The following is a 19,242-nucleotide window of genomic DNA, read 5'->3' on the forward strand; positions in this document are numbered from 1 at the left end:
AAAAAAAGACCGCCATTCGGCGGTCTTTTTTCAATCCTCCCGGCAAGTGACCAGCGCCACACTGCGCCGGCGCAGCACCACAGGTTGCACCAGCAACTGGGCCAGCAAGACCCCAAACAGGGTCATGCCGCCGCCGATCAGGTGGTAGCTGGTCAATCTCTCGCCGAGCCAGCTGATGGCCAGGCCCGCTGTCATCACCGGCAACAGGTTCATGAAGATGGCGGTGCGGCTTGCCCCGAGCAGGGCGATACCCTGCATCCACAGCCAGGGGGACAGGGCCGAGGTCGGGATCCCCGCATAGAGGATCAGCCAGAGCGCCCGCCCGTCCGGCCAGTGTCCATCCACCAGCAGATAAAACGGGGTGAGGAACAGCAGACTGCAGAGCACCTGGCCGTAGAGCATGGACCAGTTGTCGAGCCCCAGATCCCACTTCTTGAGCAGCACGCTGTAGAGCGCATAGGTGCCCGCCGACAGCAGCATGTAGACGGAGCCGATGTGGATGCCCTGGGTAAAGAGACGGGCGGGATCCCCCTGCCCCAGCAAGATCGCCAGCCCCAGGATGGAGATGACGCCACCAAGCAGCGCCCCCCAGGTGGGGCGCTCGCGCAGCAACCAGATGCTGAGCAGCACAGTCATCAGCGGAGTCAGCCCCATCATCAGGCCGACCTCGGTGGCCCCCAGGGTCTGCGCCGCGTAATAGCCGAAAGTCTGGTTGAGCACCATGCCGAGCAGGGCCAGCACTGCCAGCTGATAGAAGCCGGCGCGCAGCTTGGCGCGATCCCGCCAGGCCCGGTGCGCAAGGAACGGCGTCAAGATGATGGCGGCCACCATCCAGCGCGACCAGGCCAGCGCCGCCGGCGAGAGCATGCCCACCGCCAGTTTGCTGACGATGGCGTTGCCGGCCCAGATGGCCATGCAGGAGAAGGGAAACAAGAAGGCAAGTGGCATCATTATATCCAGAAAAAAGCAGCGGGTATTTCTGGCGGCAGTATAGGGGGTCAACAGGATTAGCAAGCACCGCGCCGCCAGGGCAGAATTGGCTGACCTAAAGGGGGTTCGAACAGCGCTGAAGAGGCCGGAAGGAGCCCAAAAACAGTCATGCCCGCACGGTGGCGGGCATGACGCGGATCAGCGAGGTGACGAAGCAATCACGCCGCATCCATGTGCAGTCTCGAGATCAACTCGTTGACCTCGACCACGGTCTGACGGTGGGGAATGTCCGCCGACGTGGGCATCATCAGCAAGCCGGACTGGAAGTCAAAGCGTCCTCTGCCGTGGATGTAAATCCGCCCCTTGAAGAAGGTTTTGACATGTTTTGCCACCATCAGCGGCAGGTACTTCTTGAACACTCTCATCGTTTGCAACCTCTTGCAGTTGTATCCGTATGACAGCAGCTTCTGCGAAATAATTCCGTAAATTCTGTATAAAAATCCGGAAAAATCGCGACTCTCTTCCCCAAAAAACCAATCTATAACTTTTTATTAACTTTTAGCGTATTGTATGTGGTCCTTCCAACCAGAGCAAGACCCCCTTGCCATCTTGCCACTCGATACAGGCCAGACCTGAGGTGGCAAACATGGGGGCACCGGCTGCCGGACAGAGGCTCTGCACCAGATAGCCCACCAGCGGCAGGTGACTCACCATCAGAATGCTGTCGTGCTTGGCCGCCAGCGCAGTGAGGTAACTTGCCACGAAGGCCGGATCACCATAGGGGGTGATGTCACCACTCTCTTCGACGGCCCCAGCCTTGGGTAATTCACTGCATATGCTCTGCCAGGTTTGTTTGGCGCGCAGATAGTTGCTGTGGATCACCCGATCCAGCTGGTCGCCAAGCTGGGGGGCCAGCCAGCGGGCCATGTGGATGGACTCTTCGATTCCCTGCTCGGTCAGTGGACGCTGTTCATCTGTTTTCGCATTCATGCCAGCCTGGCCATGACGCATGATGTAGATTTTCATTACAACCTCGCCCAACGGGCCTGTTTTGATAGCGGGGGGATCTTACCCCGCCATGCCGGGGGAAACAATTGCGCTACCTCTCAGAAAAGGGTTTGCCTCACCGGGTAGCGGGGTCGATAATCATGTTTAAATTCAAATAAATCCAACAAGAGTCACGCGCCAATGAGCCCATATGCCAGTCCCAACGACCATCGGCAGTACCACTATCTGGAGCTGGCAAACCGGCTCAGGGTCTTGTTGATCTGCGATCCCGACACCGACAAGTCTGCCGCCTCCCTGGCCGTCAACACCGGCCACTTTGACGATCCGGCGGACCGGCAGGGGATGGCTCATTTCCTTGAGCATATGCTGTTCCTTGGCACCTGCACCTATCCCAAACCTGGTGAATACCAGCAATTTATGAGCCGTCATGGCGGCAGCAACAACGCCTGGACCGGCACCGAGTTCACCAACTTCTTCTTCGAGATCGACAACGGCTTCTTCGAGGCCGGGCTGGACCGCTTCTCCCAGTTCTTCATCTGCCCCACCTTCGATCCCGAGTGGGTGGACAAGGAGCGCAACGCGGTCGACTCCGAATACCGCCTCAAGCTGCAGGACGACGTACGCCGCAGCTACCAGGTGCATAAAGAGACGGTCAATCCCGCCCACCCCTTCGCCAAATTCTCGGTGGGCAACCTGGATACCCTGGCCGATCTGCCCGGCCGTGATCTGCGCTCCGACCTCATCCGGTTTTACGAAACCCACTACAGTGCGGATCGCATGGCGCTGGTGATGATGTCGCCAGCCACCATCGAGACCCAGCTCGGCTGGTGCGATCGCTTTTTCGCTCCCATTTTGAATCGCAATTTGGGAACGCCGACCCTCGAGATGCCCCTCTACCGGCTCGATGACCTGGGCATTCGCATCCAGATCAACCCGGTCAAGGAGACCCGCAAACTCGCGCTCACCTTCCCGTTGCCCAACGTGGACGAGTATTACGACAAGAAGCCCCTCACCTTCCTGAGCCACCTCATCGGCTACGAAGGGGACGGCAGCCTGCTCTCTCTGCTGAAAGCGAAGGGCTGGGTCAACCAGCTCTCCGCCGGCGGTGGCATCAGCGGCGCCAACTTCAAGGATTTTGGCGTCAACTTCGGCCTGACCCCGCTCGGGCTCGAACACGTCAACGAGATAGTGGCGGCCCTGTTCGGTTACTTGAAGCTCATCGAGCGCGGCGGGGTCGAAGCCTGGCGCTATGAAGAGAAGCGCACCGTGCTTGAGTCCGCCTTCCGCTTCCAGGAGCGGGGCCGGGCGCTCGACACCGTCTCCGGGCTGGTGTTGAACCTGTTCAGCTATGCTCCCGACGACCTGCTCTACGGCGACTACATGATGCGCGCATACGACGAGCCGCTCATTCGCCGCCTGCTCGCCAAGCTCACGCCACACAACCTGCGCCTGACCATCACGGCGCCGGAGCTGGCCACGGATCGCCTGGCCCGCTGGTATCAGACCCCCTACAGCGTGACCACCATCACCGAGGCGGAGAAGATCCGCTGGCAGCAGAGCGAACCAGATCCGGCGCTGGCCCTGCCGCAGCCCAACCCCTTCATCAGCAACCGGCTCGACGTGCGCACGCCCGAGCTCACCGCCGACATGCCCGCCTGCCTCATCGATCGGCCCGGCTTTCGGCTCTGGCACCTGCACGAGCATCAGTTCAGCGTGCCCAAGGGCAACCTCTACATCTCCATCGACAGCGAGCACGCGGTCAAGAGCCCGCGCCACATCGCCATGGCTCGCCTGGCGGTGGAGCTGCTCACCGACCACCTCAACGCCCTCACCTACCCGGCGGAGCTGGCGGGGCTCGGTTATCAGATCTATGCCCACCAGGGTGGCTTTACCATCAATCTGAGCGGCTTTGCCGACAGGCAGCCGCTGCTGCTCGACATGATCCTCGGCAACCGCACCCTGGGTTACCCGGATCCGGCCCGCTTTAGCGAGATCAAGGAGCAGCTCATCCGCAACTGGGACAACCAGTCCAAGGCGCGCCCCATCTCCCAGCTGTTCAACCAGCTCACCAGCCTGCTGCAGCCCAACAACCCGCCGTTCGAGCAGTTGCTGCGCCACCTGCGCAGCGTCGAGCTCGGCGAGATGCCTGCCTTCGTGGCCAGCCTCTTTGCCGAGGTGCACGTAGAGACCCTGGTGCACGGTGACTGGACCGCCGCCGAGGCCCTCGAGCTCGCCGCCCTGCTGGAGCGCCACCTCGGCGTCAACAGCCAGCCCAGTGCCGAGACCCGTCGTCCACTCATCTCCATTCAGGACAGGGGCACCCTCATTCGCGAACAGGGCTGCGAGCATGAAGACTCGGCCCTGCTGGTCTACTACCAGTCGCGCACCACCCGGGCGCGGGATCTGGCCTGCTTCACCCTGGCCAACCACATCATGTCCTCCACCTTCTTTCACGAGCTGCGCACTCGTCAGCAGCTCGGCTATGTGGTGGGGGCCGGCAACCTGCCCCTTAACCGCCATCCCGGCCTCATCTTCTACATTCAGTCGCCGGTGGCCGGGCCGCAGATCCTGCTGGATGCGGTGGAAGAGTTCATCGACCTGTTTCCGCTGGCCATGCTCGAACTCACCGCCCAGCAGTGGCAGGACAGCAAGGCGGGCCTGCAGGCCCAGCTGAGCGAGCGGGATGCCAACCTGCGCAGCCGCGGCCAGCGACTGTGGGTCAGCATCGGCAACAAGGATCTGGGCTTTGATCAGCGCGAAAGGGTGTGCGAAGAGGTGGGCAACCTGAGCCGCGCCGATCTGGTGCGCTTTATCACCCAGCTGAGATCGAGAACGTCGGATCGGCTGATCCTCTGCAGCTATGGTCAGGGCCACGAGCACGACGAGCGCATCACCGGCCAGTTCATCGACGATCCGCGGGCGTTCCGGCTCAATGCCGCCACCTTCGAGGCCTGATCAGGCCGTCTGTTTCCCTTCTTGCAGCCAATAAAAAGCCGACCCCGTGGGGTCGGCTGGAAAAACCATAATCAATTGCGACCAGAGCCGCCAAAAGTGAACATGAGCGTGAAAATCAGACACTGAGTTGATGGTCGGCGGGCAGTCCCAAACCAGAGCGCGCCTGCCGATGACAACAGTGATTGAGAAACAGGCTCATCTTAGGCACTCCCCTCCCTTGTCACGTTGATCTATGTCAAAGGAGGTAATAAAGAGTCAACCAGCTGCAGCTTTATGGCGAATTTTATGGCCTCAGGTCACGCTTTTGGTCAAGCCTCTGGACGGCGCACCAGCCGGTAGGCCACCTCGTCGAAGTAGGAGAGCTGACCCGACAGCACCCTGGGGTGATCGAGCTCGGCCGCTCGCCCCAGCACCTCTACCTGGAAGTGGCGCTCGAACAGGGTGCGCACCTCCATCTCCCCCACCGAGAACGGCGGCTGGCGCTGCTGCTCCGGCTGATATTCCAGGGTCACCAGCAGGATCTGACCACCCGCCTCGATAAGCCGGCTCATCAGCTCAGCATATTGACGGCGCATGGCGGTCGGCAGCGCGATGAGAGCTGCCCTGTCGTAGGCCAGCCGATAACGGCGGCCAAGTTCGGGGGCGGCGAAAAAATCCCCCTCATAAATGCGCAGGCTGTCGTGCTGATGGCACTGATAGGGCCCCTCGGCACTCACAGTATCACTCAGCTTGTTCTCGCTGAAAAAGCTGTTGATGGCGACGGACGATAGTTCGAACCCGTCGACCGGATGGCCCTGCCCGCTCAGCCAGAGCATGTCGCGGGACTTGCCGCACAGGGGTACCAGCACGGGCTCGCCCTGCTGCTGGGCCGACCACCAGGATTGCAGCCAGCGATTGAAATCCGCCTGATGAAAGCCGATCCGGTTCTCTTCCCAACGCTGATGCCAAAATGCCGCTTCCATCCAGTAACCCCTGTCATGTAAAGATGCCTCAATATCACAACTTAGCCCGGCACACGCAAGCACCAACAAGGCGGCAGCCGTAACTTTTGCCCAAAAAAGCGGAACAAAACAAAAAAGGGCCCCAAGGCCCCCTTTTGACATCTTTTTGTCATCCACTCCTGCTCTTCTTCGCCTGCTTTGTGCCTGCGACTACAGCGACGGCAGGGCGAGTCGGATCAGAGCAAAACTGGCTCGGCGCAGATGACCGGCGCCACCGCAGCAAGCCTTGCCGCAATCTCGGCAAAATCGGGGCGCGCCGCCACCGCCTCGGCAAGACAGTCATCCACCAGCGCATGCAGGGCATCCAGCCTGTCATCACAGGGGGCACAGCGGGCCAGCAGCTCTTCCAGCAGGCAGCCGAAGGCTCTCACTTCCAGTCGCTCCAGCAAGCCGGCCAGCTCACCATCGGTTCGCTCGTAACAGGAGGCGGCGCCGAAATCCCCGAGCAGCAGCCGGCCCTCCCTTTGTGAGAAGTGCAGCATGTTGTGGGCGTAGAGATCGCCGTGCAGGATGCCGCGCCCGTGCAAATGCAGCGCCGCGCTCGCCACTCCCTGCACCATGGCCAGCAGCGCAGCCGGGGTAAAGCGGGCATCGGCCGGGTAGATGTCGCGAGTGCAGGAGTCCAGGCTCGGCGGCCCCGCCAGGTTGATAAAATCAGGGTCTATCAGCGCCATCACCAGTGCCGGAATGCCGGAGGGGTGATCGCCCACCCGCCCCTCGACCCCGACCAGATGGGGATGACGGCCAGCCGCCAGCGACACCGCCAGCTCGCAGCGGGGCAGCCCATCGCTGGTCATGGCCGCCTTGAAGCACTTGACCGCCACCGCCCGCGGCCCCGCCGGCGTGGCCAGCTCGGCGCGATGGATGACACCGGATGCCCCCTGCCCCAGCAGCTCGCCCACCGTCAGCGCAGCCCACGGGATATCGGCCACCGAGGCGCACTGGCCCAGCCGCTGTTCCTGCTTGTCGCTGAAGGGGTTGCCCGCGTACGCCAGCCAGGCAAGGCGCGGCAGCCTCACCAGCCAATCCGGAAGTGCCTGAAGCTGGTTGGCGGCGATGCGCACCAGCTCCAGACGCTGGCAGTTGGCAAGGGTCACCGGCAGCTCGCGCAGGCGATTGCCCGAGAGCATCAGCTTTTGCAGGGCGCCGCACTGACCCAGCTCATCGGGCAACTGCTCCACCGCGTTGTCGGTCAGGATCAACCAGCGCAGCCCCGCCGGCAGCGACGCGGCGGGAACTGTGGCGATCCGATTGGCCTTGAAGCCCACCATGGTGAGTGCCGGGCAGCGCCCCAGCACCTCGGGCAGCTCGGTAAAGCGGTTCTCGGAGCAGAAAATGATGCGCAGCTTGCTGAACACGGCCAGCTCGTCAGGCAGCCGACTCAACTGGTTGCCGGTGAGATCCAGCACCTCCAGCGTCTCTTTGAGACTGAAGATCTCGGGCGGGAACACCGTCAGGTTTTCGGCGAGTTTGAGGTGGCGGGCGCCGCAGAGTTCACCTGCGCGCAGCTGTTCCAGGGTATGCATGACATCGTCTCTATCGGGGTGGCCGGCTCGCGGCCCACGGTGCTGCCGGTGGTTGGCCCAGCAGTCAAACCGGCAGTCAAAAAAAGAGGGGGCATTATAGAGAATGACGGCAGAAGATCCCCTGTTTTGTTGCCGCAAGGGTCGGCACCAGCGCACGGTGCCGTGATAGGGGGTAAAGAGAGCAAGATCCGGGTCGTGTCTGCGAGGGCCGGTTGCCATAGTGGAGCCGAACCAGAGTGGGGTCGAGCCTATTGAGGGTCGAATCCATTACCAATCCTGTGCGCCCGCACAACACACCTGCGAGGGAACTGCCATGTCATTACTGTCCAACAAGGTCGCCATCATCACCGGCGCCAGCTCCGGCATCGGCCGCGCCAGCGCCATCCTGTTTGCCCGGGAAGGAGCCAGCGTCGTCGTCGGCGCCCGCCGCCAGAGCGAGCTGGATCTGCTGGTGGAAGAGATCCGCCATGAGGGGGGCCAGGCGGTGAGCCTGGCGGGAGACGTCAGAAGCGAGACTTACGCCCGCGCCCTGGTGGATCTCGCGCTGACCCGTTTCGGCGGGCTCGATATCGCCTTCAACAACGCAGGCAGCACGGGGACACCGGGCAGCGTGCCGGCGCTTGGACTGGCGCAGTGGCAGGAAACCCTGGATACCAACCTCACCAGCGCCTTTGTGGGGGCCAAGTACCAGATCCCCGCCATGCAGGCACGCGGCGGCGGTTCGCTTATCTTTACCTCCACCTTCGTCGGCCATACTCTGGGGCTACCCGGCATGGCGGCCTATGCGGCGAGCAAGGCGGGCCTCATCGGCCTGACCCAGGTGCTGGCTGCCGAATATGGGGCACAAGGGGTGCGGGTCAACGCCCTGCTGCCGGGGGGTACCGACACCCCCATGGGACGGGCCTTTACCGATACGCCAGAGAGCCTCGCCTTTGTGCAGAATATGCATGCCCTCAAACGGCTGGCCCAACCGGAGGAGATCGCCCGCTCGGCCCTTTATCTCGCGTCCGATGCATCCAGCTTTACCACCGGCATTGCCCTGCTGGCCGATGGTGGGGTATCTATTTGTCGCACATGACCTTGTCGCACCCAAGATGCTGCGGCTGCAAACTTATCGTGAGAGCGCCTTATGTCTGATTACGCCCGCATCGCCGATGCCATCCGTTTTATCGCAAGCCAGGTGGCGCGCCAGCCCACCCTGGACGAGATAGCGGCGCACGTTCACTTAAGCCCCTTTCACTTCCAGCGGCTGTTCAGCCGCTGGGCCGGGGTGACGCCAAAACGCTATCTGCAGGTGCTGACCCTGGAGCGGGCCAAGGCGCTGCTGCAGGAGTCGCGCCCGCTGCTGGAGGTGGCCGATACCCTGGGCCTGAGCAGCGGCTCGCGGCTCTATGATCACTTCGTGCAGCTCGAAGCGGTGACGCCGGGCGAGTACAAACAGCGCGGGGCCGGGCTGGTTATCGATCACGGGGTGCACGACACCCCCTTCGGCCAGGCGTTTGTCGCCCTGACCCCGCGGGGGGTGTGCAACTTCTCGTTTCTCGATGAAAAGGCCCCAGAGGCGCCACTGGCCGCCCTCGCCCACAGCTGGCCCGAAGCGGAGCTGCGGGAGGCGCCATCACGCACCCAGGGGGTCATCCACACCATGTTCGATGGTAGCAAGGCGCCGGATCGCCCCCTCTCCTTGCACGTGAGCGGCACCAACTTTCAGATCAGCGTCTGGCGGGCGCTATTGCAGATCCCGCCCGCCAAAGTGGTGAGCTACGCCCAAGTGGCAAGCGCCGTCGGCAACCCCAAAGCTGCCCGCGCCGTGGGGCTGGCGGTGGGGGCCAACCCCGTCGCCTTGATGATCCCCTGCCACCGGGTCATCCAGCAAAACGGCAAACTCGGCGGCTATCACTGGGGCGAAACCCGCAAACAGGCGATACACGCCTGGGAAGCGGCGAGGTATGAGTGAACCTGGCCTTTTTCTGCCCGGCCTGATGGGGGGAAGAAACAGGAGTGCTGGTTGTGAGTCAGCAGACAATCAGGCCACGCCAGACAAGCGTGCGGCGATATAAAGCGGGGACATAAGAAGAATCGGGGCGCAGATCGCCCCTTTGGTTGCTTTGGCGAGGCTCCGCGCTCAGCCGCCCCACCCCAGCAAATTAACGAAACACGTAGGGTGCAATAAGCGCAGCGCATTGCACCGTTTGCCGAGCGGCTTTTGTGCAAGGTATGAGGAACAAAAGTAGAGGTGCAATTTCATTGCACCCTACGGCACAACGACACCAGATTCGAGAGGATGACCACAGGACTCTTATGTGAAATAATAGTTATATTATTAAAACATTAGGGTTTTATATGCACAATCCTCTTACCATTGTTAACCCCCCCACAATCAAACATGACATCGAGACAATTATAAGAACTAATGTTCTGGGCACATTCAGCTGCATTGAAATCACAGAAATATTTGCCATTGACAATAATAAAGATGACCCAATAAATATCTTCACAATAATGGTTGCCGAAGACAGAAATACTAAAAACATCAATCTTGGTGTAGATAATTACATTACACCCAGGGAAGGAATAAAAACATCATCTTTAAAAGGGTGGTACATTGGGATTAAGAGCTACCTAGTCTCTGTTGAAAAAGCCATCAACATGTTTACCGATGCAAATATTAAACGCAAGTGGGATAGTTGTGGAAAGTTAGTTAACACCCCTGAGTATCTTTATAAAAAGAGAACATTTACGCCACCAGACTCTTTTTATCAGGTTCCATTAAATTCATTATTAAAAAACAATTTTCAGAATGGTTCTTATGTTGTTGAGCTTGTAAATAAGAGCAAAAATGATTTCTCTATTTTCTTTGAAAAACCTTCTGTTCTACAAGAGCTAGCCGATGAGATTTTAAAATATCTCCCCATTGACCTCTCCTCTCTATCCGATAGACTCGGAAATATACTATTTCAAGTCCCTATCAAAGCTATACAAGCTAGAATATCCCCACAAGGGAATAGTGAAAATTTAGAATGCAATATTTCTTGGCACCCTGACATAAAACCTCGAGACCTAATGATTTGCGGTTTTAAAAAAGATGATAACTTAAACTATGATGACTTTCACATAGCTGTACACTTGAATGAAATCAACCCAACAGTAATACCATTCAATAATAATGGGCCATTTCAACTAACTATTTGGGATTCTTATAATAATTTGATACTTCATTCATTACCACCATCAGCATTTATTCGCAGGATCGGCGTGTCCTCTAATGTTGTTGGCAATGAACACCGCGTTATATATCATGAAGATGGTAATAGTTCTATTGTCCCAACAATTAGCAATTCAGATACACATTACGTTGATATCAATCAACAATCTAATCTTGACTGGAGCAAAATCAGAATCTATGAAAATAATCGAAGCTTACTAAAAGAAAGTCGCGAATTCATTCAATATAATCCAAAAGGTAAAGATAAAATTCTTGAGCATGACAAGGCCATAGGGGATATAAGATACTTAATTAATAAGTATGGAAAAAATGGGGCTTACTTATGGGATCCATACCTATCTCCATCTGATATAGTAAAAACATTGTTTTATTCAAAGTTTAATAACTCGCCTTTGAAAGCTATCAGTGCTCTAAAAGAGCCTCTCAGCGATGATTCTAATAAAACCAAAAAACTAAGCGTATTTGATAGATACCATGATATATTTAATTCATTTAGTGCGGAAATGATGCTGGGTGTAAACTTACAGTTCAGAAGTCCACGAAATAATAAAGGATGGAAATTCCATGATAGATTTTTAATATTTCCCGATGTAAATAAAATTCCTATGGCTTGGTCGTTAGGGACATCTGTAAATAGTGTTGGCAAAGAACATCATATATTACAAAAATGTGGTGATGCACGCCTTATTCTTGATGCATTCAATGAGCTATGGGATGAACTAAGTTCTGATGAATGCTTAATATGGGGTTCTATATGAAAACAGAGATCACATGTCGCATAAATGAGCATTTAGACACGCTATATCAAGAAGCAGTTGATTTATCTACTCACGAAGATGAATGGCAGTTATATCAGAAAGCAGGAAAAATCCCAGGTTTAGATTTCTTGATAAAAAATAGAGGCTCGAAATATTTTGTTGCAAATCAAGATTCATTAAAGGTCATGGATTGGATTTATAGCAAAACCTCAAGCGAGAATAACCTTTCTTTAGATGAAGTTAAGGGGTTATTTTTTATAATTGAAATAGCATTTGAACATTTTTATTTCTGGAAATCATGTGCTACGTCAGAGATGAAGATAAACAATGCCTTTATACACTATGCAAAATTAATAATTGATAGCAGTTCAAGTGAAACTGAATTTAAAGCACTTACAACGTATCATGAAGAGGAAAGAAAATCTTATATTCGAAAAATCATTGCTGAAAATGACTGGTCAAAAATATATAATGAATTTCACAGACATTATGAAAACTTTAAGTATGAAATCTCTTATTTCATAACAAGCGCATTTTTTTTGCTATTTCATTTCAATGAAAAATCACTCATGTCAATCTTAGATACTAGACGTGATATTCCCATAATGTGGGCAATGATGAGCCAAATTGAAAAGTGTGAGGCAATGCACATCGCATTAAAAACTACAAATCAATCATTGAAATTTTCTGCAATTGCCTCTGTTCTTCCGTTTCCAGAAAGATCTAATTTAACTAACATTGAGGCTAAAAAGTTAACCGATATATTCTTAGATCTTACGATGGATGATAACCTCTGGCAACACTGGATGAAAATACTAAATACATATCCATCACGTTATCCTCACATTCAATTAAGCCTAGGAACAGCCCTAGCCAAGACAACATCAAGATCCGCAATAGAAACATATTTCAAAGCAGTTCATCTTTATACTGTTGATATGCATGACAAAGGAAGAAAAACGATATCAGAATGCTTAGATATATTTTCTCTACATGCGACTCAAGAATCAAAAGCAATTGCATGGAAATATGCATATGAAATATGGAGAGATTGGTGCTTTGATGTGAAAAAGAAAGATGGATTCTTATTTGAAATAAGAGGCTGTTGTTTAGACTATGCTGTGACCAGATATTATCTGGAGTTAATTGAACCCAAACAGTTAAAAAATATAATAGAAGACTTATATGACAAAATTCAAAATATAGATAATGTTTGGCATGAAACATCATCAAGATACAAGACATATTGGTATCTACAACACTCAAAACTACAACCAATATATCACGCAGAGGAAATACACAAGAACAACAGCTTACCTTATTTAATGGAAGGGATTTATTATAAGCATGACTATGGGAAATTCGAAGATTATATAAAACACATGATCCAGTGATTAAAAATTATCCAGCTCTATTTTTTGTGCTTATGAAAAAGCTCTATTTTCAAGAAAGACGCCCTAAGGCGTCTTTCTTATTTTCAGGATTTGGAGCAAACAAGTTGGAAGCTATTCCCCCTCCCCGCCTTGCCCCACCACCCCATCAGATCGGGGTGATGGAAGTGATATGGGCCGAGCCATCCAGGGACTGGAAGATCTGCACCACGGCTTCCCCGTGGATCGGGTTGGGCAGCGGCACCGTGGTTTTGCATTTGAAACGGTAGTTGGTGCCGGCGACGACCTGGGTGGAGACTTCAAAGGGTGTGTACTGCACCCCGACAAATCCTTCCAGCGCCTGGTTGAATACGGCCTGATCTTTGGCGCTCAGCTTGTGGTAGGCAGTCCATCCGCCCAACAACACTGCTTGTTCTGACATAACAAACCCTCCGTGATCTCTTGTCCCTACTCGTTTGGCTGTTCGGGTTCCGCCCCGTTTATTCAAGTGGTGTCCGGACTCCACCGGGGGCCACACCAGATTTGGTATGTCCGGTGTCGACAGTGCACATGAAGACTTTGCTGTCGTCACCCTCCCCTGCTGCCATGACCATCGCCTCACAGCGCCGGTCTCAATTGGCATGGCTGAGCCTAGTGCGAGATCCATAAAACACCCCCTGTCAGATATGACAGAGGCAGGGAGGCGAGAAAGCAGCTAGCGAGGGGAAAAGTGAGACGCAAACGATTGGAAAAAGAAAAGACGCCGCAAGGGCGTCTTTTTTACATTTCTATGCTTGAAGGGCGAAAGGGCATTAGCCGCTTATTCCCATTCGATGGTTGCGGGCGGCTTGCCGGATACGTCGTACACCACGCGGGAGATGCCGTTGATCTCGTTGATGATGCGATTCGATACGTGGCCCAAGAAGTCGTACGGCAGGTGGGCCCAGTGGGCGGTCATAAAGTCGATGGTTTCGACGGCGCGCAGCGCAATGACCCAGTCATATTTGCGACCATCGCCCATGACGCCAACGGAGCGCACTGGCAGGAACACGGCGAAGGCCTGGCTGACCTGGTTGTAGAGGTCGGCTTTGCGCAGCTCTTCGATAAAGACCGCATCGGCCTTGCGCAGCAGGTCGCAGTACTCTTTCTTCACTTCGCCAAGCACCCGCACGCCCAGACCCGGGCCCGGGAACGGGTGACGGTAGAGCATGTCGTAGGGCAGACCCAGCTCGAGGCCAACGCGGCGCACTTCGTCCTTGAACAGCTCGCGCAGCGGCTCCACCAGACCCATCTTCATCTCTTCCGGCAGGCCGCCGACGTTGTGGTGAGACTTGATGACGTGGGCCTTGCCGGTCTTGCTGGCAGCAGATTCGATGACGTCCGGATAGATGGTACCTTGCGCCAGCCAGCGGGCGTTTTTCAGCTTTTTCGCTTCATCGTCAAACACTTCGACGAAGACGCGGCCGATGATCTTGCGCTTGGCTTCCGGCTCGTCGATACCGGCCAGGGCAGAGAGGAAGCGCTCTTCGGCGTCGACCTTGACGATGTTCAGACCAAAGTGATCGCCAAACATCTCCATCACCTGCTGACCTTCGTTCAGGCGCAGCAGACCGTTGTCGACGAAGACGCAGGTCAGGCGATCGCCGATGGCGCGGTGTACCAGCATGGCAACCACGGAGGAGTCCACCCCACCGGAGAGGCCCAGGATCACCTCGTCGTCACCCACCTGCTCGCGGATGCGGGCAACGGCGTCGTCGATGATGGTGGCCGGGGTCCACAGGCATTCGCAGCCGCAGATGTCTTTGACGAAGTGCTCCAACATGCGGGCACCCTGACGGGTGTGGGTCACTTCCGGGTGAAACTGCACGCCGTAGAAACGCTTGGCCTCGTTGGCCATGGCGGCGTGCGGGCAGGTGGCGGTCTGGGCGATGGTGGTGAAGTCGGCCGGGATGGTGGTGACCTTGTCGCCGTGGCTCATCCACACATCCAGCAGCGCATTGCCGTTGTCGGCGATGGCATCTTCGATGTTGCGCAAGAGGGCGCTGGTCTTGCCGGAGTTGCCCAGCACTTCCACCTTGGCGTAACCGAACTCACGCTCGGTGGAGGATTGCACCTTGCCACCCAGCTGTTCGGCCATGGTCTGCATGCCGTAGCAGATGCCGAACACCGGCACGCCGGCATTGAACACGTACTCAGGGGCGCGCGGGCTGCCCGCTTCGGTGACGGACTCGGGGCCGCCGGAGAGGATGATGCCGCTCGGATTGAATTCGCGGATCTGCTCTTCGGTCACATCCCAGGCCCACAGTTCGCAGTAGACGCCGATTTCGCGCACGCGGCGAGCGATCAGCTGGGTGTACTGGGAACCGAAGTCGAGGATAAGGATACGGTGCTGGTGAATGTCTTTAGTCATTTTATTCCTGCATCAGGCTGCTGTTGTCACAAAAAGCACGGGATAAAAAAGCGGTGGAGAAACGGGGCCGCAGCCCCGTTTTATCAGCCCATCCGATAGTTGGGGGCTTCTTTGGTAATGGTCACGTCGTGAACGTGGGACTCTTTCATCCCGGCGCCCGAGATGCGCACGAATTCGGCCTTGGTGCGCATGTCGTCGATGGTGGCGCTGCCGGTCAGCCCCATGGAGGAGCGCAGGCCGCCCATCTGCTGGTGGATGATCTCTTTGAGGCGGCCCTTGTACGGCACGCGGCCTTCGATCCCTTCCGGCACCAGCTTGTCGGCGGCGTTGTCGGTCTGGAAGTAGCGGTCGCTGGAGCCCTTGGACATGGCGCCGAGGGAACCCATGCCACGGTAGGATTTGAAGGAGCGCCCCTGATAGAGCTCGATCTCGCCCGGCGCCTCTTCGGTACCGGCGAACATGGAGCCCACCATCACGCAGCTTGCGCCAGCGGCGATGGCCTTGGCCACGTCACCGGAGAAGCGGATGCCGCCATCGGCAATCACCGGGATGCCGGTGCCTTCCAGCGCGTCGACGGCGTCGGAGATGGCGGTGATCTGGGGCACGCCCACGCCGGTCACGATACGGGTAGTACAGATGGAGCCCGGGCCGATACCGACCTTGACGGCGTTGACGCCGGCAGCGGCCAGCGCCTTGGCACCGGCGGCGGTGGCGACGTTGCCACCGATGATCTGCAGATCAGGATAGGCTTCGCGGGTTGCCTTGATGCGATCCAGCACGCCCTGGGAGTGACCGTGGGAGGAGTCGATCAGCAGCACGTCCACACCGGCTTCCACCAGGGCGGCGACGCGCTCTTCGTTGCCGGCACCGGCACCGACGGCAGCACCGACCCGCAGACGACCCTTGTCATCTTTACAGGCATTCGGCTTGCGCTCGGCTTTCTGGAAGTCTTTGACGGTGATCATGCCCTTGAGTTTGAAGTCGGCGTTGACCACCAGCACCTTCTCGATACGGTGCTTCTGCATCAGGCCAACCACCTCTTCGCGAGGGGCGCCTTCACGCACGGTGACCAGACGATCCTTCTGGGTCATGATCTGTTCGACAGTCTGGGAGAGATCGATCACGAAGCGCACATCACGACCGGTGATGATGCCCACCAGCTGATTGCCCTCGGTCACCACCGGATAACCGGCGAAACCGTTCTTGTGGCTCAGCTCCTTGATCTGGGCGATGGTCATGTCGGGGCGTACGGTGACGGGGTCAGTGACCACACCGCTCTCGTACTTCTTGACCTTGCGCACTTCGGCAGCCTGCTGCTCGATGGACATGTTCTTGTGGATAAAGCCGATACCGCCTTCCTGGGCCAGTGCGATAGCCAGACGGGCTTCGGTCACTGTGTCCATGGCAGCGGAGATCATGGGGATGTTCAGGCTGATGGCAGAGGTCAGCTTGGTACGCAGATCGGCAGTATTGGGAAGAACTTCGGAGTGGGCGGGAACCAACAGTACATCGTCGAAGGTTAACGCTTCTTTGGCAATCCTGAGCATGGCAATATCTCACCGTTGAGGAAGTGGGGGTGTAAAATATTGCCGACGAAGTTTACTCACGCATTGGTCACTGGTAAAGAAGTTTTTTGAATTTTTTATGGCGTTTTGGCCTTTTCAGCCGCCAAGCCGCTAAAAAACCAACATTTTCAGTCGCAAAACAGCCTTTTGGGGACAAAAGAGTTGTCTCATTGCGGTTTTATGCAAAAAAGTTCCCGTTTCATTTTTTCACACAGCCCCGCTTCCCCTCCCCCTTTGCAGACTGTTTGGCCCTGGTCGATCGCACTCGACAACAAGCTCATGCCCGCTTGGCTGTCCCCCTCAAAAACTAAATCTAGCAGGGCAATATCCGGGGTGTGTCACTCAAACCGCACGCCCAACGCAGGGGCCTTTTCGTGGTGCGGGTTTCCTTTGTGCCTGTGCCTGCGTATCATGATTAACAGTCTGAATTGAAATGGAATTTCATGATGAGCCACGGACACCAGCAAGGGCGCATGGCCATTACCCTGGCGGCACTGGGGGTCGTCTATGGCGATCTCGGCACCAGCCCGCTCTACGCCCTCAAGGAGAGCTTCGCCGGACACCTGGGTCTGCAGCCCACGCCGGAGGGGATCCTCTCCATCGTCTCCCTCTTCTTCTGGACCATCATGATCGTGGTCTCATTCAAATATGTGCTGCTGGTCCTTCGGGCCGACGACAAGGGAGAAGGGGGGATCCTCACCCTCGCTTCGCTGGCCTCCCGCCGCCTTCCGGCCAAGCCACGCGCCCTGCTCATGCTGCTCGGTCTGGTCGGCGTGGGGCTGTTCATCGGGGATGCGGTGATCACCCCCGCCATCTCGGTGCTCTCGGCGGTCGAAGGGTTGCAGGTGATCACCCCGGAGCTGGCGCCGTTCGTGCTGCCCATCACCCTCACCGTGCTGGTGATCCTGTTCGGGGCCCAACATTACGGCACCGCCGGCATAGGTCGCCTGTTCGGCCCCATCATGCTGCTCTGGTTCGGGGTGCTGGCGGCGCTCGGGGCTTATGAGATCGCGCAAAACCCCGCCATCCTGCAGGCGGTCAACCCGCTCTACGCCCTCGATTTCATGATCAGCCGACCGGGTATCGCCTTCATCACCCTGGGGGCCGTCGTGCTCTGCGTCACCGGTACGGAGGCGCTCTACGCCGACATGGGCCACTTTGGCCGTGGCGCCATCCAGCTGGCCTGGGGCTCCCTGGTGATGCCCGCCCTGCTGCTCAACTACTTTGGCCAGGGAGCCCTGCTGCTGCGCAATCCCGCCGCCATCGAGAATCCCTTCTACCTGCTTGCCCCCTCCTGGCTGGCCTTTCCCCTGCTGATCCTCGCCACCCTGGCCACCGTCATCGCCTCCCAGGCGGTGATCTCGGGCACCTACTCGGTGGTGCGCCAGGCCATTTTGCTCGGCTACCTGCCGCGCCAGGAGATCCGCCACACCTCAGAACACGAGATAGGCCAGATCTACCTGCCGCTGGTGAACTGGCTGCTGCTGGGGGGCATCGTCATCGTCATCCTCTGGTTCCAGAGTTCAAGCAACCTGGCCGCCGCCTACGGCATCGCGGTGACCGGCACCATGGCGCTCACCACTTTGCTGCTGATGGTGGTGGCCGCCCGCCGCTGGAAGTGGTCGCGCTGGCTGATTACGCTGGTGTGCGCGCCGCTGCTGCTGGTCGATGTCACCTTCTTTGCCGCCAATACCACCAAGTTTCTGGCCGGTGGCTGGCTCCCCATCCTGTTTGCGCTGCTGGCCATCATAGTGATGACCACCTGGAAGCGCGGACGGGAGCTGGTGCTCGACAAGCTGGAGCACAAGTCACTGGCACTGAAGGGGTTTGTCGACAACATGCAGGCACACCCGCCGCTGCAGGTTCCCGGCACCGCCGTGTTTCTCTCCAAATCGGTGCAGGTGGTGCCCCACGCCATGCTGCACAACCTCAAACACAACAAGATCCTGCACGAACGGGTCATTTTCCTGACCGTTCAGATCAAGGACGAACCCTGGCTCTCCTTCAAGGAGCGCATCGAGCTCACCCACCTTGGCGAGGGGTTCTGGCAGGTGGTCGCCCACTTTGGCTACAAGGAGGTGCCCTCCATGGAGGAGATCTTCCAGGCCTGCGCCCAGGAAGATCTGAAGGTCACCATGGCCAAGACCTCTTTCTTCCTCTCCCACGAGAATCTGGTCAGCACCGATCTGCCTGGCATGGCGCGCTGGCGAGAGGGCCTGTTCGTCTGGATGAACCGCAACTCCCTCAAGGCGACCGACTTCTTTCATATTCCCGCCAACCGGGTGGTGGAACTGGGGGTGTTGCTGGAGTTGTGACATCCCCGACCAACGGGTCAAAACCGATGTCAGTCCACATCGCTCAACCCGTTGCCAGCCGGGAACGCTGCTGCCCAATCCAGCTTCTCATTTCCTGCGAGTCAGCCTCGCCACGATTAAAATACGATTGATAATGGTTGTTGTTTGTGATTCTTGTTGTCAGGCATGCTAGCGGCTT

14 protein-coding genes are annotated in these 19,242 nt (G+C 56.8%); 6 read left to right on the plus strand and 8 right to left on the minus strand.

Features of this window, described 5'->3' with window-relative positions; translation table 11 throughout:
• Positions 1-30: 30 nt before the first annotated feature.
• The 3 genes from ACPDZI_RS11835 to sixA all read right to left on the minus strand — a co-directional run bounded on the left by ACPDZI_RS11835 (position 31) and on the right by sixA (position 1,956).
• Positions 31-948: a DMT family transporter gene (locus ACPDZI_RS11835; RefSeq protein WP_438834570.1), complete on the minus strand. Its 918-nt coding sequence runs from the start codon at positions 946-948 to the stop codon at positions 31-33.
• 200 nt (positions 949-1,148) lie between these two features.
• Complete coding sequence (locus tag ACPDZI_RS11840; RefSeq protein WP_016350921.1) at positions 1,149-1,355, minus strand: DUF1107 domain-containing protein; 207 nt, start codon at positions 1,353-1,355, stop codon at positions 1,149-1,151.
• Between the two features lie 133 nt (positions 1,356-1,488).
• Positions 1,489-1,956, minus strand: a complete 468-nt coding sequence (gene sixA, locus ACPDZI_RS11845) for a phosphohistidine phosphatase SixA (protein ID WP_045526853.1) — start codon at positions 1,954-1,956, stop codon at positions 1,489-1,491.
• Between the two features lie 162 nt (positions 1,957-2,118).
• Here sixA and ACPDZI_RS11850 point away from each other — a divergent pair, with 162 nt between their 5' ends.
• Positions 2,119-4,893, plus strand: coding sequence for an insulinase family protein (locus ACPDZI_RS11850; RefSeq protein ID WP_438833166.1), 2,775 nt, complete (start codon positions 2,119-2,121; stop codon positions 4,891-4,893).
• A 308-nt stretch (positions 4,894-5,201) separates the two neighbouring features.
• Here ACPDZI_RS11850 and ACPDZI_RS11855 read toward each other — a convergent pair whose 3' ends face one another.
• Both ACPDZI_RS11855 and ACPDZI_RS11860 read right to left on the minus strand, forming a co-directional pair.
• A complete protein-coding gene (locus ACPDZI_RS11855; protein ID WP_016350923.1) occupies positions 5,202-5,855 on the minus strand; it encodes a thiopurine S-methyltransferase in 654 nt (217 codons plus the stop codon).
• A 215-nt stretch (positions 5,856-6,070) separates the two neighbouring features.
• On the minus strand, positions 6,071-7,420 hold the full coding sequence (locus ACPDZI_RS11860; protein ID WP_438833167.1) for a leucine-rich repeat-containing protein kinase family protein: 1,350 nt from the start codon (positions 7,418-7,420) through the stop codon (positions 6,071-6,073).
• 313 nt (positions 7,421-7,733) lie between these two features.
• Here ACPDZI_RS11860 and ACPDZI_RS11865 point away from each other — a divergent pair, with 313 nt between their 5' ends.
• The 4 genes from ACPDZI_RS11865 to ACPDZI_RS11880 all read left to right on the plus strand — a co-directional run bounded on the left by ACPDZI_RS11865 (position 7,734) and on the right by ACPDZI_RS11880 (position 12,798).
• Entirely contained in the window at positions 7,734-8,498 is a 765-nt protein-coding gene (locus ACPDZI_RS11865) for an SDR family oxidoreductase (RefSeq protein WP_438833168.1), read from the plus strand.
• A 51-nt stretch (positions 8,499-8,549) separates the two neighbouring features.
• Positions 8,550-9,377 carry a bifunctional transcriptional activator/DNA repair enzyme AdaA gene (locus ACPDZI_RS11870; protein ID WP_438833169.1) on the plus strand — a complete coding sequence of 276 codons (828 nt, stop codon included), beginning with the start codon at positions 8,550-8,552 and terminating at the stop codon, positions 9,375-9,377.
• A gap of 386 nt (positions 9,378-9,763) precedes the next feature.
• Positions 9,764-11,404 carry a VPA1262 family N-terminal domain-containing protein gene (locus tag ACPDZI_RS11875; protein WP_438833170.1) on the plus strand — a complete coding sequence of 547 codons (1,641 nt, stop codon included), beginning with the start codon at positions 9,764-9,766 and terminating at the stop codon, positions 11,402-11,404.
• Positions 11,401-12,798 (plus strand): hypothetical protein, encoded by a 1,398-nt coding sequence (locus ACPDZI_RS11880; protein WP_438833171.1) that lies wholly within the window; start codon positions 11,401-11,403, stop codon positions 12,796-12,798. The genes ACPDZI_RS11875 and ACPDZI_RS11880 overlap by 4 nt, the downstream gene beginning before the upstream one ends.
• 145 nt (positions 12,799-12,943) lie before the next feature.
• On the opposite strand, the gene ACPDZI_RS11885 is transcribed toward ACPDZI_RS11880, so the two are convergent.
• The 3 genes from ACPDZI_RS11885 to guaB form a co-directional block, all read right to left on the minus strand.
• Positions 12,944-13,216: a hypothetical protein gene (locus tag ACPDZI_RS11885; RefSeq protein WP_010633780.1), complete on the minus strand. Its 273-nt coding sequence runs from the start codon at positions 13,214-13,216 to the stop codon at positions 12,944-12,946.
• Positions 13,217-13,594: 378 nt separating this feature from the next.
• Positions 13,595-15,184 (minus strand): glutamine-hydrolyzing GMP synthase, encoded by a 1,590-nt coding sequence (gene guaA, locus ACPDZI_RS11890; RefSeq protein ID WP_076360617.1) that lies wholly within the window; start codon positions 15,182-15,184, stop codon positions 13,595-13,597.
• Positions 15,185-15,267: 83 nt separating this feature from the next.
• Positions 15,268-16,731, minus strand: a complete 1,464-nt coding sequence (gene guaB, locus ACPDZI_RS11895; protein WP_011705859.1) for an IMP dehydrogenase — start codon at positions 16,729-16,731, stop codon at positions 15,268-15,270.
• Positions 16,732-17,195: 464 nt separating this feature from the next.
• On the opposite strand from guaB, the gene ACPDZI_RS11900 reads away from it, so the two are divergent.
• Positions 17,196-19,064: a potassium transporter Kup gene (locus tag ACPDZI_RS11900; RefSeq protein WP_438834571.1), complete on the plus strand. Its 1,869-nt coding sequence runs from the start codon at positions 17,196-17,198 to the stop codon at positions 19,062-19,064.
• Positions 19,065-19,242: the final 178 nt, after the last annotated feature.

The sequence above is a fragment of the Aeromonas oralensis genome, from assembly GCF_049665575.1.
GTDB lineage: Bacteria > Pseudomonadota > Gammaproteobacteria > Enterobacterales > Aeromonadaceae > Aeromonas > Aeromonas hydrophila.

What these genes read in the sequence shown, in the direction of transcription:
- ACPDZI_RS11900 (WP_438834571.1), top strand. Translation starts at nt 17,196, where the DNA reads ATGAGCCACGGACACCAGCAAGGGCGCATGGCCATTACCCTGGCGGCA.
- ACPDZI_RS11865 (WP_438833168.1), top strand. Translation starts at nt 7,734, where the DNA reads ATGTCATTACTGTCCAACAAGGTCGCCATCATCACCGGCGCCAGCTCC.
- guaA (WP_076360617.1), bottom strand. Translation starts at nt 15,184, where the DNA reads ATGACTAAAGACATTCACCAGCACCGTATCCTTATCCTCGACTTCGGT.
- ACPDZI_RS11835 (WP_438834570.1), bottom strand. Translation starts at nt 948, where the DNA reads ATGCCACTTGCCTTCTTGTTTCCCTTCTCCTGCATGGCCATCTGGGCC.
- guaB (WP_011705859.1), bottom strand. Translation starts at nt 16,731, where the DNA reads ATGCTCAGGATTGCCAAAGAAGCGTTAACCTTCGACGATGTACTGTTG.
- ACPDZI_RS11870 (WP_438833169.1), top strand. Translation starts at nt 8,550, where the DNA reads ATGTCTGATTACGCCCGCATCGCCGATGCCATCCGTTTTATCGCAAGC.
- sixA (WP_045526853.1), bottom strand. Translation starts at nt 1,956, where the DNA reads ATGAAAATCTACATCATGCGTCATGGCCAGGCTGGCATGAATGCGAAA.
- ACPDZI_RS11850 (WP_438833166.1), top strand. Translation starts at nt 2,119, where the DNA reads ATGAGCCCATATGCCAGTCCCAACGACCATCGGCAGTACCACTATCTG.
- ACPDZI_RS11880 (WP_438833171.1), top strand. Translation starts at nt 11,401, where the DNA reads ATGAAAACAGAGATCACATGTCGCATAAATGAGCATTTAGACACGCTA.
- ACPDZI_RS11855 (WP_016350923.1), bottom strand. Translation starts at nt 5,855, where the DNA reads ATGGAAGCGGCATTTTGGCATCAGCGTTGGGAAGAGAACCGGATCGGC.
- ACPDZI_RS11840 (WP_016350921.1), bottom strand. Translation starts at nt 1,355, where the DNA reads ATGAGAGTGTTCAAGAAGTACCTGCCGCTGATGGTGGCAAAACATGTC.
- ACPDZI_RS11885 (WP_010633780.1), bottom strand. Translation starts at nt 13,216, where the DNA reads ATGTCAGAACAAGCAGTGTTGTTGGGCGGATGGACTGCCTACCACAAG.
- ACPDZI_RS11875 (WP_438833170.1), top strand. Translation starts at nt 9,764, where the DNA reads ATGCACAATCCTCTTACCATTGTTAACCCCCCCACAATCAAACATGAC.
- ACPDZI_RS11860 (WP_438833167.1), bottom strand. Translation starts at nt 7,420, where the DNA reads ATGCATACCCTGGAACAGCTGCGCGCAGGTGAACTCTGCGGCGCCCGC.